Raw genomic sequence first — 12,563 nt, 5'->3', positions numbered from 1 at the left:
CTCCCTGCTCTCGTGCTCCTGGGCTCACTTGCCCTTGGCCTCGTCCTCGCTCCTGTCGAGGTGCTCGCCGAGCGCGTCGAGCCGTTCGTTCCACAGCTGCCGGAACGGGGCCAGCCACGCGTCGAGTTCAGCCATCTGCTCGAGGTCGACCGAATAGATGCGCCGTTGTGCGTGGGTGCGCACCCTCACCAGGCCTGCCTCGCGCAGAACCCTCAGATGCTTGGACGTCGTCGGCTGTGTGAAGCCCAGTTCGTCGACGATCTCGCCCACCGCACACGCGCGTACGCGCAGCACGTCGAGCATCGCCCGCCGATGGGGATCGGCCAGTGCCGTCCACGTGGCATCCGTCACGGAAGCCAATATGCCTACTCGCGTATATACGTGTCAAGGAATATAAGCTCGGGTCGGTACTCGCGAGCATGCCTGCGAGGACGACCGCGGACATGCCGGGCCGTCGATGCGTCGAGTGGTCGCGTGGCAGCGCGGCGTGTCCAACTCCGGTGCCTGCGCCGCGAGGTCGCCGGCGCCCTAATCCTGCCCGTAACGGGGATCGACCGACTCCGGTGAGAGGCCCAGCAGTTCGGCGACCTGCTCCACGACGACCTCGTGCACCAGCAGCGCCCGCTCGTCGCGGTTGCGCGTGCGGATCTCGACGGGGCGGCGGTAGACGACGATCCGGTCGGGCCGCCCGGCCTTCGACTCGGCGACCCGTCCGAGCGGCACTGCCTCGGATTGTTCGTCGGCTTCGCCGTCGTCGCCGCGCGGCACCTCCTGCACCGCGAACTCCACGCCGGTGAGCTGCGGCCAGCGCCGCTCAAGCCTGCTGACCGAATCGCGCACCAGATCGTCGAAGGCTTCCGAACGGCTGACGGCGAGGGGTACTTGGGGCGGTGCGACGGGTCCGCGCATGCCGCGCCCGTGACGGTCGCGGCGGCGCGGTCCGTGCTCGGAGTCACCGGGCCCGTCGGCCCGGCCGGGACCGCGAGGCGGTACGGGGCTGTTCATCGTCATGAGCCTAGCGGCCGGGCGGCCGGGAACCGCGGTCACAGGGACATTCCCGGCCGTGTCACAGAGTGATCGGTCTCAGGGTCTTTCGGGTCGCTTCGTGTATCTCTCGCGACCGGTGATCTCGCGACCATCTTCCTGTTCGGGACGACTCCCGACCGCTTCGTGTGAGATCCCCGACTCTCCCCGGGCGCAAGGGTGTCGGCGCTCTTGCTTTCCCGCAGATCAGGTGTTTCCGGCCAACCGGGACGACACGACGGAGTGACGTCAAGGAGAGTCGTCGCAGGCCGCTCAAGAGTGCGGTACGGTCCATCGTCGTGAGCCCTGTACGTCGCTGTTCGCGAACCGCCTGCGGCCGTCCCGCCGTCGCGACGCTGACGTACGTCTATGCGGACTCCACCGCCGTCCTCGGCCCGTTGGCCACATACGCCGAACCGCACTGCTACGACCTGTGTTCGGAGCACTCCGAGCGTCTGACCGCCCCCCGCGGATGGGAAGTCGTGCGCCTCGCCGTCGAGTCGGGCCCGGCCCGCCCGAGCGGCGACGATCTCGAAGCGCTCGCCAACGCCGTGCGGGAGGCGGCCCGTACGCCGCGGCGCGATCCGTCCGCTGCGGCGCCCTCGGACGCCGTCGGCGGACCGGGAGGGCGCGACTCCGATCCGATGGAGGTCGCGCGCCGCGGCCATCTCCGCGTCCTGAGGTCGCCGGAGTCCTGACCCTCCGGCCGGCTCCGCCCGCCAAGTCCTCTCCCCGGCCCGGGCCCGTCTCACGCGGCCCGCCCGACTGCCCCGACGGCACCGGAGACCGCGCTCCCAACAGGTAGGTTTGGGCACTCAGTGAGCTGTCGAGAACCGAGAACCCGAGCACCCAGGAGAGGGCCGTCCCGTGGCTGATCTGTCGGAGATCGTGAAGGCGTACGACGTGCGCGGCGTCGTGCCGGACCAGTGGGACGAGTCCCTGGCGGAGCTGTTCGGAGCCGCTTTCGTACGCGTCACGGACGCGTCCGCGATCGTCGTGGGGCACGACATGCGGCCCTCGTCGCCGGGCCTGTCACGGGCGTTCGGGCGAGGAGCGGCCCGGCAGGGCGCCGACGTCACGGAGATCGGCCTGTGCTCGACGGACCAGCTCTACTTCGCAAGTGGCCAACTCGGCCTGCCCGGTGCGATGTTCACCGCCAGCCACAACCCCGCCCGCTACAACGGGATCAAGATGTGCCGCGCGGGCGCGCTGCCCGTCGGCCAGGACAGCGGGCTCGCCGAGATCCGCGAACTCGTCGAGAGCTGGGCCGAGTCGGGCCCCCCGCAGCGCGGGGAGAACGTGTCCGAAGGGACGATCGGCGAACGCGACGTGCTCTCCGACTACGCCGAGCACCTGCGCACGCTCGTCGATCTGACCTCCATCCGGCCGCTGTCCGTCGTCGTGGACGCGGGCAACGGCATGGGAGGCCACACCGTTCCCACGGTGTTCGAGGGCCTGCCGCTCCAACTGGACGCCATGTACTTCGACCTGGACGGCACCTTCCCCAACCACGAGGCCAATCCGCTCGATCCGAAGAACATCGTCGACCTGCAGCAGCGTGTGCGGAAGACCGGTGCGGACATCGGGCTGGCCTTCGACGGCGACGCCGACCGCTGCTTCGTCGTCGACGAGAAGGGCGACCCCGTCCCGCCGTCGGCGATCACCGCACTCGTCGCCGCACGCGAACTCGCCAAGTCGCCCGGCTCCGCCGTCATCCACAACCTGATCACGTCGTGGTCCGTGCCCGAGGTCGTACGGGAGAACGGCGGCACGCCCGTACGCACGCGCGTCGGGCACTCCTTCATCAAGGCCGAAATGGCGCGCACCGGCGCGATCTTCGGCGGTGAGCACTCCGCGCACTACTACTTCCGCGACTTCTGGAACGCGGACACGGGCATGCTCGCGGCACTCCACGTACTCGCCGCGCTGGGCGGTCAGCAGGGGCCGCTGTCCGGGCTCGTCGCGGAGTACGACCGCTACGCCTCCTCCGGTGAGATCAACAGCCGGGTCGACGACCAGGCCGGGCGCGCCTCAGCGGTCAGGGCGGCCTACCAGGACCGGGAAGACGTCGAGACCGACGAGCTGGACGGGCTGACGGTCACCGCCGCCGACTGGTGGTTCAACCTGCGGGCCTCCAACACGGAACCGCTGCTGCGGCTGAACGTCGAGGCACGCGACCAGGCGACGGCGGACGCGGTGCGGGACGAGGTCCTCGCCATCGTGCGGGCGTAGGGGATTCCCCCACAGCCGCCCTCGCCGCCACCGCAGCCTTCACCCCTGCACGGCCGGGATCACCCTTCCCACGTCCGGACCCGAGAGGGGCCGGGCGCACCCGTCGACGGCCCCGAAGCCCGCGGGCGGGGGCCGGGCGCCCGGCGGTACGCTTGGCCGCCAGCCGCGCCCCGCGTCCGAAAGGGACAACCCATGCCGCTCGAAGCCGGTCTTCTGGAGATCCTCGCCTGCCCGGCGTGCCACTCGCCGCTCCGTGAGGAGGCCGAGGAGCTGGTCTGCACGGGCGGCACCGAGTGCGGGCTCGCCTACCCGGTGCGCGACGGGATTCCGGTTCTTCTGGTGGACGAGGCGCGCCGCCCCGGCTGAACGAGGTGAACGACCCCGGCTGACGGGCCCCGCCGGACGACCCCGGCTGAGGGGCCCCGGCCGAACGCACCGACCGAACCGAAGGGCGGCCCGTCCGTCCCGGCCGAACCGAAGGGCGGCCCGTCCGTCCCGTCCCCGGCAACACGCCCCTTCACCCACCACACGGCGCGGGCAGCTCGTCGTCCAGCAGCCGATCGGAGGCTCCGGAAGATGCTCGACGAGTCACTGCTCGACTCTCCAGAGGCCCTCGCCCGCGCGGACACCGAGGCGCTGCTGCGCGGCACAGCCGAAGCAGGAGCCCGTGTACGTACGGCGATGCGCCAGGCCACCGAGACGCTGGCGGCGCTGCGGCCGGACGGGCGGCCGCGTGCGATCTTCGTCGCCGGTCCCGGTCCGGCGACGGCCTGCGCCGCGGAACTTCTCGGGGCGTTCGGCAACGACGCGGTCCCCGTCACACTGCTGCGTCCCACCGGCGCCCTGGCCGCGCCGGGTGCGCTGCGCTGGGCCCTGCCCGGCTGGGCCGGTTCGCTCGATCTGCTGCTGGTGACGACGCCGGACGGGTCCGAGGCCGGTCTGACGGCGCTGATCGAGCAGGCGTACAGGCGCGGGTGCACCGTCGTGACGCTCTGCAGGTCCGGTTCCCCTGTCGCGGAGATGACGGGGGAGACGCACGGGCTGACGGTGCCCCTCGCGGCGCCGGCGCCCGCGGGGCGGGACGGCTCCCCGGGCCGACGCGGACCCACGGACGCGGGCGACGACGTCCCCGGGTACGACACGGGGCACGCCTACGGCGACGGGGACGACCACGCGGCCGCGGCGCACCCCACGGGTGCGCCGGAGAGCCGGGGCCCGGACGGCGCCGAAGTACCCGCCGTACCCCATCCGACGCCCGCCGCACCGCATCCGTCGCCCGCCGGGCCGCGGACGACGGCCGCGCCCGGCCTCCTGTGGACCCTGCTGACGCCGCTCCTCGTGCTCTCCGACCGCCTCGGTCTGTTCGCCGCCCCCGAGGCCGCACTGGCGTCGCTGGCCGACCGGCTCGACCAGGTCGCGGAACGCTGTGGCCCCGCCGTGGCCACGTACAGCAACCCCGCGAAATCGCTCGCCACCGAACTAGCCGGAACCTTCCCGCTGTTGTGGAGCGAGGGGCCTCTCGCGGGCGCTGTCGCACGGCACAGCGCGAGCACCTTCGCCGCGCTCCCCGGCGTCCCCGCCCTGCCCGCCGCACTTCCCGAGGCGATGGCGGCACACGGCGCGCTGCTCTCCGGCACGCTCGCCGCGGGCTCCGACCCGGACGACTTCTTCCGCGACCGCGTCGACGAGCCGGAATCGCTGCATGCCCGGATCCTGCTGCTGCGTGACCGTGCCCCGTCCGGGGACTCCGCCGTCGTGGCCGCACGGGACCTGGCGTACGCGAACGACGTCCCGCTCGGCGAACTCGAACCCGCCGAGGGCAGTGGTCCTCTGGAGGCCGCCGCCGAGCTGATCGCCACCGTGGATTTCGCCGCCGTTTACCTCGCGCTGGCCGACGGCGGCGCATCATCGTCGCCGTAACGGCGCCGTCGCCGTAAGCGTCGCCCTTCCCGTCCCCGCTCCCCGCCCCTCGACTCACCGTCCTCGTCCCCGCAGTTGCCGTAAGGAAGCGAAGCACCACCGCATGGACCGCCTCAGCAACACAGTCAGGCCCTACGCATGGGGCTCGATCTCAGCCATCCCCGAGTTCCTCGGGACGCCGGCCACCGGCGAACCGCAGGCCGAGCTGTGGATGGGCGCCCACCCGGGAGCCCCCTCGACCGTCGCCCGCGCCGACGGTGAGCAGTCGCTGACGGACGTCGTCGCGGCCGACCCCGAAGGGGAGTTGGGCCCCGAGGCCGTACGCGCCTTCGGACCGCGTCTGCCGTTCCTGCTGAAGCTGCTCGCTGCCGCCTCGCCGCTGTCGCTCCAGGTACACCCGGACCGGGAGCAGGCGCGGCAGGGCTTCGCCGACGAGGAGGCGCGCGGCGTCCCCGTCAACGCACCCGAGCGCAACTACAAGGACACCAACCACAAGCCCGAACTCATCTGCGCGCTCACGGACTTCGACGGTCTCTGCGGGTTCCGGCGGGCGAGGGACGCGGCGGATCTGCTGGCCGGGCTGGACGTGGACGCGCTCAAGCCGTACGTGGACATCCTGCGGGCCAGCCCCGAGAGCGCGGCACTGCGCGAGGTCCTGACCGCCGTACTCACCGCCGACCGGCACGAGATCGCCGCCACGGTCGAAGAGGCCGCACGGGCCGCGGCCCGCCTCGCCGACGCGGGGGGCGACGATGCGGAAGGCGGCACCCCGGCCCGCGCCCGCGCCGGTGCGTACGCCGTCTGCGCCTCGCTCGCCCACCACTACCCGGGCGACCCCGGCGTCATCGCGGCAATGCTGCTCAACCACGTACGTCTGCACCCGGGTGAGGCCCTCTACCTCGGCGCGGGAGTGCCGCACGCCTATCTGAGCGGCCTCGGCGTGGAGATCATGGCCAACTCCGACAACGTGCTGCGCTGCGGCCTGACCCCGAAGCACGTCGACGTACCGGAGTTGCTGCGGATCGTCCGCTTCGAGCCGGGCGAACCGGCTGTTCTGCGCCCCGAAGCCGGCCCGGGAGGCGAGGAGCTGTACGAGGTCCCCATCGGCGAGTTCCGCCTCTCCCGCTACGTCGTCGCACCGGGCGCGGCGGTGGGCCCCGTCGACGCCCGTACGCCGCAGATCCTGCTGTGCACGGCCGGTCACGTCGTGCTGCGCGGCGCCGCCGGACAGGACGAAGGGGGCGAACTGCCTCTGCGGCGCGGCCAGTCCGCGTACGTACCGGCGGGCGAGCGGGTCGCGATGACGGGTGACGGTACGCTCTTCCGGGCCACAGTGGATGTCTGACGCGCACACCCGTGGGGCCGTGGAGGACAGCCACGGGCGGAAGGCATCCACGACAGCGCGGGTTCACGCGCATCACCGAAACCACGCGTACCACCGGGACCACGCGTACCACCGAGAGAGGGACGACCGACTCGTATGAGTGCATCAGGCGGTTCGAAGGCGATCATCGCCGCGCTGGGCGCGAACACGGCCATCGCAGTGGCCAAGTTCGTCGCCTGGATCTTCAGCGGCTCGTCCTCAATGCTCGCGGAGAGCGTGCACTCTGTCGCCGACGCCGGGAACCAGGCCCTGCTGCTGGTCGGCGGCAAGAAGGCCAAGAAGGACGCGAGCGAGGAGCACCCCTTCGGCTACGGCCGTGAGCGCTACATCTACGGCTTCCTGGTCTCCATAGTCCTGTTCACCATCGGTGGCGTCTTCGCCCTCTACGAGGGCTACGAGAAGATCAAGCACCCGCACGCGCTCGGGGACTGGTACTGGCCGGTCGGCGTCCTGGTCTTCGCGATCATCGCCGAGATCTTCTCCTTCCGCACCGCCATCAAGGAGTCCAACGAGGTACGCGGCAAGCTCAGTTGGGGCCAGTTCGTGCGGCGCGCCAAGGCACCCGAGCTGCCGATCGTCCTGCTGGAGGACCTCGGCGCGCTCGTCGGTCTCGTCCTCGCCCTCTTCGGCGTCAGCGCCGCACTCATCACGGGCGACGGCGTCTGGGACGGCATCGGCACCCTGTGCATCGGCGTGCTCCTGGTGGTGATCGCGATCGTCCTGGCGGCGGAGACCAAGTCGCTGCTGCTGGGTGAGTCGGCCGATCCGGAGGAGAGGGAGAAGATCCGCTCCGCGCTCGTCGACGGCGAGACCGTGACGAGGATCATCCACATGCGGACCCTGCACCTGGGCCCCGAGGAACTGCTGGTCGCCGCCAAGGTGGCGGTGCAGCACGACGACACCGCGGGCGAGATCGCGAGCGCGATCGACGCGGCGGAGGACCGCATCCGGGCGGCCGTGCCGAGCGCGCGTGTGATCTATCTGGAGCCGGACATCTACCGGCCGGAGGCGTCGGCTCCGTCGAGCTGATCGTCCGCATTGTCCGCGTTCGCTCGTCGCTGAACTCCCTCCGCCGCAGCGGGAAATGCATCACTTCGCGCCGTTTGTCAAATTATGCCCAGAGGTGTGGAAGGGCCCACTGTTGGGCATCGGCACAACTGCGCGCACTGTGCGGCCGAAATCCGACCAGGTCCGCCCTTGCCCGCACCGTGAGCAATCCGTTCGACTGGACGAGCGGTGTAACTTCGTAGTGCACAGACGTCGCTGCTGATGGCAGATCGGCCGGCCCGCCCCGCGGGCCACCGAGGGAGAGAGGGCCTCCGACGGACTGGGCTGCGAGCAAGGGATCAGTGTGCCCGTGTGCGCTGTGGTGCGTTACGCAGTGCAGGCACCGCACACGGAGCCCGAGCGCCGCAGCACGGACCTGTCAGCCATGACCTCGACATCGAGGAGAGCAGCTCGCATGACGACGACCTCCACCGGCCAGGACTTCAAGGTCGCGGACCTTTCACTTGCGGCCTTCGGCCGCAAGGAGATCAGCCTGGCCGAGCACGAGATGCCCGGCCTGATGGCGATCCGCAAGGAGTACGCCGCCGACAAGCCCCTGACCGGGGCCCGCATCACCGGGTCGCTCCACATGACCGTGCAGACGGCCGTCCTGATCGAGACCCTGACCGCCCTGGGCGCAGAGGTCCGCTGGGCGTCCTGCAACATCTTCTCCACCCAGGACCACGCCGCGGCGGCCGCAGTGGTGGGTCCCGACGGCACCCCGGACAACCCCCGGGGCGTCCCGGTCTTCGCCTGGAAGGGCGAGACGCTGGAGGAGTACTGGTGGTGCACCGAGCAGGCCCTCACCTGGCCCGGCGCCGCCACCGGCGGACCGAACATGATCCTCGACGACGGCGGTGACGCCACCCTCCTCCTGCACAAGGGCGTCGAGTACGAGAAGGCGGGCGCGGCCCCGTCCGTCGACACCGCGGACAACGACGAGCACCGGGTGGTCCTGGAGCTGCTGAACCGCACCCTGCGGGAGAGCCCGCAGAAGTGGACCCAGCTGGCCTCCGAGATCCGCGGTGTGACCGAGGAGACCACCACCGGCGTGCACCGTCTGTACGAGATGCACCAGGACGGTTCGCTCCTCTTCCCGGCGATCAACGTCAACGACTCCGTCACGAAGTCGAAGTTCGACAACAAGTACGGCTGCCGCCACTCGCTGATCGACGGCATCAACCGCGCCACCGACGTCCTCATCGGCGGCAAGACCGCCGTGGTCTTCGGCTACGGCGACGTCGGCAAGGGCTGTGCGGACTCGCTGCGCGGTCAGGGCGCCCGCGTCCTGATCACCGAGATCGACCCGATCTGCGCGCTCCAGGCCGCGATGGACGGCTACCAGGTGGTGACCCTCGAGGACGTCGTCGAGACGGCGGACATCTTCATCACCACCACGGGCAACAAGGACATCATCATGGCCTCGGACATGGCCCGGATGAAGCACCAGGCCATCGTGGGCAACATCGGTCACTTCGACAACGAGATCGACATGGCCGGCCTCGCCGAGATCAAGGGCGTGGTCCGGGAAGAGCTCAAGCCGCAGGTGCACACCTGGACCTTCGCGGACGGCAAGGTGCTCATCGTGCTGTCCGAGGGCCGTCTGCTGAACCTGGGCAACGCGACCGGGCACCCCTCGTTCGTGATGTCCAACAGCTTCGCGAACCAGACGATCGCCCAGATCGAGCTGTTCACGAAGACCGACGCCTACCCGACCGACGTCTACGTGCTGCCGAAGCACCTCGACGAGAAGGTCGCCCGTCTGCACCTGGACGCGCTCGGCGTGAGGCTCACGACGCTCCGCAAGGACCAGGCCGACTACATCGGCGTCCCCGTCGAAGGCCCGTACAAGCCGGACCACTACCGGTACTGACAGGCGGCCGCCCGCCGCGTCCGCTCCCTCACCCGGGGCGCCGGCGGGCACCCCTGAACGAGGCCGAGGCCCCTGCCCCCGCGGCGGGGGCCTTCGGCTTGCCCTCACGGCTCGCACGTAGAGTCCACGCATGCCACGCGGCCGGTATTCGCTCCACGACCCGCACGATCGCACCCCCCTCGGCGACGAACACTTCCACTGCGCCACCGGTCCCTCCGGTTGGCGTTACGTCTCGCAGATCACCGCCCCTTCCGGCGACCACGCGGGCTCCGTCGACCTGGCCATCGACGAACTCGGCCGTCCGGTCCGGCTCGAACTCCACGCCGGGGGCTGGCAGGTGCGCGGAGCCGTCCTGGACGGGGTCACCTGGGTCCGTAGCGACCCGGCCGGCGAACACGCTCAGGAGGGCAACGCCGCAGCCCACTCCTTCGCCGGCGCATCCCCCGCCTTCCTCGTCGCGACGTCCCGGCTGCTGCGGCCGGCCGCCGGCGGGCCCGCCGTCCGCGTCCGCCTCGTCGCCCTCACACCCCCCGTACTCGCTCCGCGCACCCTCGACCAGTCGTGGACGCTGACCGGTACTGAAACACACGCCACTGACAACGGCGCCCTCGTGGTCGGGAACTACCAGGTCGCAGAGGTCGACACCGGTGAACAGCACCCCGTCCACATCGCCGGCGACGTCGTCCTCGCCGCCCCGGGCATCGAACTGGAGGAGCTGGAGTCACCACCCTCCGGCTTCGGCTGAACGGCCGCCGGAGCCATGAGGCCGCCTCTCACCGCACCGCGCTCTACGACGGCGGTACGAAGCCCGTACTGCGAGGAGCCTCGGGCACCCTCTCCTGAGCCTCCACGGGCGGCACCGGCTGCGCGGCCGCGGGCGGCCCCGAGACGGGCACCCACGGGTGCCCGCCGGACTGCTGCCCGCCAGGCGCCGCCGTGGGCCCTCCGGGGGAGGCGGCGGACGGGAACGGCCCCGAAGGAGACGCGACCCCGTGCGGGCCGAAGGTCCGCTGTGCCTCCCTGGCCTGCCGCTCCGCGACGACACCCGCCAGATACGCCGCGGCGGGCACGCCGTACGGCGCCGGAACGCCCGTACACGACACGAGATCGGAGGCGAGCTGCTCCGCCATGGAACGGCTCACGGCCTCGTCCAGCTGCCCTGCGCGCATCAGATACTGCCGTACGGCCAGCCAGAGACCGCCCGGAACCCGCGACAGGTCCAGCTCCCCGAAGCTCCCGGCCAGCCATGCGGGGGGAGGCGGAGCGGGCGCTCCGCTCGCGTCCGGAACCCTCTCCCGTACGACGAGAGTCCCGGCGAACACATCGCCCAGCCGCCGTCCGCGGGCCGAGACGAGCGAAGCCGCGCAGGCCACGACGCCGAAGAAGATCTGGATCTCGATGACCCCGATCGCCCCGCGCACCAGGGCGTGCCGGAAGCGGACCGGCCCGCCGTCCTCCCGCAGCACCCTCAGACCGCACAGCAGCTTGCCCGCAGACTTGCCGCGGCTCAGCGTCTCCACCGCGACCGGAACACCCACCAGCACCAGCAGGAACAGCGCCACCTGCACAGCGGCCAGCGCCGCGTCGTCCAGCGAGCTGACGGCGGTCAGCAGCGCCATCGAGACGGCCAGATAGACGGCCCAGGCGAGCACCAGGTCGATGAAGACGGCCAGCGCCCGGGTCGGCAGCCGCGCCGGCCGCAGACCCAGTACGACGGCATCTCCCGTCACGAGCTCGCTCACCGTGCCTCCGCTCCCAGCCGTCGGTCTCCTTCGGCACAGTCTGCCGTCCGCCCCGAGCCGTCTGCCAAGCTCTCACCATGGATCTGGATGTCTTCGTCTCCGCGCACAGGGCGGAGTGGGACCGGCTGGACGAACTGCTGCGCCGCCGGCGCCGGCTCTCCGGGCAGGAGGCGGACGAACTCGTCACGCTCTACCAGCGCACCTCCACCCACCTCTCCCAGGTCCAGTCGAGCGCCCCCGATCCGGCGCTGGCCGGGAGCCTCACGTCCCTCGTAGCACGCGCGCGCAGCGCCGTGACGGGTCCACGGAAGGCCTCGTGGAGCGACGCCGCGCACTTCTTCGCCGCAGGTTTCCCCGCCGCCGTGTACCGCAGCCGGCACTGGTGGGTGCCGGTCGCACTGCTGTCCGTCGTGGTCGCCGCCCTCATCGGATGGTGGATCGGCACACACCCGGAGGTGCGTTCGACGATCGCCGCCCCGGACGAACTGCGGGAGATGACAAAGCCGGGCGGCCAGTACGAGTCGTACTACTCCAGCCACCCCGCCACTTCCTTCGCGGCGCAGGTGTGGACGAACAACGCCCAAGCCGCCGCCGTCTGCCTGGCGTTCGGCGCCCTGCTCGGAATCCCGGTGCTGTGGGTCCTCTTCCAGAACATGCTCAACCTCGGCATCGGCATCGGCCTGATGGAGTCGGCGGGCCGGCTCGACACCTTCCTCGGACTCATCCTTCCGCACGGGATTCTCGAACTCACCGCGGTCTTCGTGGCCGCGGGCACGGGACTGCGGCTGGGCTGGACGGTCATCGATCCGGGCCCGCGCAGCCGCCGCGCCGCGCTTGCCGCAGAAGGACGTTCAGCGATCGGCATGGCCATCGGGCTGGCGGCGGTGCTGTTCGTCTCAGGTGTCATCGAGGGCTTCGTGACCCCGTCAGGACTTCCCACGTGGGCCCGCATCACCATCGGCGTCGTCAGCGAACTCCTGTTCCTGGCTTACGTCTACGTCCTCGGAGGGCGTGCCGCTCGGGCCGGGGAGACGGGCGACGTCTCCGCTCACGACCGCCCGGCTCCGGTGCCCACGGCCGCCTGATGTGCATCCGCACGTGGCGGCCTGTTACTGTTCTCGCCGCTGCGGAGCCGGTTGAACGGTCTCCGCGGTGAAGGATCCGACAAGTCGCCGGAGTTCGACGAACCCGTGGCGAGAGTCGGTATCCGTTCCGCTTCCTACCGCGTTCCGAATTTCGATATCGCCGGTAAGAAGCACCCCCCGATTCACTGTCGGATCAGCTCTGATAGTGTCGGGTTCACCGAGAGGGAAGCGCCCGGAGTGGCCTGTGGCAGGGTTGT

General features: G+C 71.0%; 12 protein-coding genes. 9 read left to right on the top strand and 3 right to left on the bottom strand.

Translation table 11 applies throughout. The annotated features are described in order from the left end of the window. Positions 1-24 precede the first annotated feature (24 nt). A complete protein-coding gene (locus AN215_RS14465) occupies positions 25-351 on the bottom strand; it encodes an ArsR/SmtB family transcription factor (RefSeq protein WP_079123047.1) in 327 nt (108 codons plus the stop codon). Positions 352-528: 177 nt separating this feature from the next. Continuing rightward, a complete protein-coding gene (locus AN215_RS14460; protein ID WP_070013509.1) occupies positions 529-1,005 on the bottom strand; it encodes a metallopeptidase family protein in 477 nt (158 codons plus the stop codon). Positions 1,006-1,322: 317 nt separating this feature from the next. On the opposite strand from AN215_RS14460, the gene AN215_RS14455 reads away from it, so the two are divergent. The 8 genes from AN215_RS14455 (at position 1,323) to AN215_RS14425 (ending at position 10,224) form a co-directional block, all read left to right on the top strand. After that, a complete protein-coding gene (locus AN215_RS14455; RefSeq protein ID WP_070013510.1) occupies positions 1,323-1,721 on the top strand; it encodes a DUF3499 domain-containing protein in 399 nt (132 codons plus the stop codon). A 169-nt stretch (positions 1,722-1,890) separates the two neighbouring features. After that, positions 1,891-3,255: a phosphomannomutase/phosphoglucomutase gene (locus AN215_RS14450; protein ID WP_070013511.1), complete on the top strand. Its 1,365-nt coding sequence runs from the start codon at positions 1,891-1,893 to the stop codon at positions 3,253-3,255. Positions 3,256-3,447: 192 nt separating this feature from the next. After that, positions 3,448-3,621: a Trm112 family protein gene (locus AN215_RS28655; RefSeq protein WP_079123046.1), complete on the top strand. Its 174-nt coding sequence runs from the start codon at positions 3,448-3,450 to the stop codon at positions 3,619-3,621. 210 nt (positions 3,622-3,831) lie between these two features. Next, positions 3,832-5,175 carry an SIS domain-containing protein gene (locus tag AN215_RS14445; RefSeq protein WP_070013512.1) on the top strand — a complete coding sequence of 448 codons (1,344 nt, stop codon included), beginning with the start codon at positions 3,832-3,834 and terminating at the stop codon, positions 5,173-5,175. A gap of 103 nt (positions 5,176-5,278) precedes the next feature. Next, on the top strand, positions 5,279-6,520 hold the full coding sequence (manA, locus tag AN215_RS14440; protein ID WP_070013513.1) for a mannose-6-phosphate isomerase, class I: 1,242 nt from the start codon (positions 5,279-5,281) through the stop codon (positions 6,518-6,520). Between the two features lie 135 nt (positions 6,521-6,655). Beyond that, positions 6,656-7,588 (top strand): cation diffusion facilitator family transporter, encoded by a 933-nt coding sequence (locus AN215_RS14435; RefSeq protein ID WP_070013514.1) that lies wholly within the window; start codon positions 6,656-6,658, stop codon positions 7,586-7,588. A 433-nt stretch (positions 7,589-8,021) separates the two neighbouring features. After that, positions 8,022-9,479, top strand: a complete 1,458-nt coding sequence (gene ahcY / locus AN215_RS14430) for an adenosylhomocysteinase (RefSeq protein ID WP_070013515.1) — start codon at positions 8,022-8,024, stop codon at positions 9,477-9,479. A gap of 130 nt (positions 9,480-9,609) precedes the next feature. Then, positions 9,610-10,224, top strand: a complete 615-nt coding sequence (locus AN215_RS14425; RefSeq protein ID WP_070013516.1) for a hypothetical protein — start codon at positions 9,610-9,612, stop codon at positions 10,222-10,224. Positions 10,225-10,267: 43 nt separating this feature from the next. Here the strand turns inward: AN215_RS14425 and AN215_RS14420 are convergent, their stop codons facing one another. Beyond that, complete coding sequence (locus tag AN215_RS14420; protein ID WP_070013517.1) at positions 10,268-11,221, bottom strand: RDD family protein; 954 nt, start codon at positions 11,219-11,221, stop codon at positions 10,268-10,270. A gap of 77 nt (positions 11,222-11,298) precedes the next feature. Between AN215_RS14420 and AN215_RS14415 the strand changes: the two genes are divergently transcribed. Beyond that, positions 11,299-12,306, top strand: coding sequence for a stage II sporulation protein M (locus tag AN215_RS14415; RefSeq protein WP_070013518.1), 1,008 nt, complete (start codon positions 11,299-11,301; stop codon positions 12,304-12,306). Positions 12,307-12,563 lie beyond the last annotated feature (257 nt).

It is taken from the genome of Streptomyces abyssalis (assembly GCF_001751365.1).
In the GTDB taxonomy this organism is placed as follows: domain Bacteria; phylum Actinomycetota; class Actinomycetes; order Streptomycetales; family Streptomycetaceae; genus Streptomyces; species Streptomyces abyssalis.
This window is presented reverse-complemented; position numbering and strand designations above follow the sequence as displayed.

What these genes read in the sequence shown, in the direction of transcription:
- AN215_RS14445 (WP_070013512.1), top strand. Translation starts at nt 3,832, where the DNA reads ATGCTCGACGAGTCACTGCTCGACTCTCCAGAGGCCCTCGCCCGCGCG.
- AN215_RS14460 (WP_070013509.1), bottom strand. Translation starts at nt 1,005, where the DNA reads ATGAACAGCCCCGTACCGCCTCGCGGTCCCGGCCGGGCCGACGGGCCC.
- AN215_RS28655 (WP_079123046.1), top strand. Translation starts at nt 3,448, where the DNA reads ATGCCGCTCGAAGCCGGTCTTCTGGAGATCCTCGCCTGCCCGGCGTGC.
- AN215_RS14435 (WP_070013514.1), top strand. Translation starts at nt 6,656, where the DNA reads ATGAGTGCATCAGGCGGTTCGAAGGCGATCATCGCCGCGCTGGGCGCG.
- manA (WP_070013513.1), top strand. Translation starts at nt 5,279, where the DNA reads ATGGACCGCCTCAGCAACACAGTCAGGCCCTACGCATGGGGCTCGATC.
- AN215_RS14415 (WP_070013518.1), top strand. Translation starts at nt 11,299, where the DNA reads ATGGATCTGGATGTCTTCGTCTCCGCGCACAGGGCGGAGTGGGACCGG.
- AN215_RS14425 (WP_070013516.1), top strand. Translation starts at nt 9,610, where the DNA reads ATGCCACGCGGCCGGTATTCGCTCCACGACCCGCACGATCGCACCCCC.
- ahcY (WP_070013515.1), top strand. Translation starts at nt 8,022, where the DNA reads ATGACGACGACCTCCACCGGCCAGGACTTCAAGGTCGCGGACCTTTCA.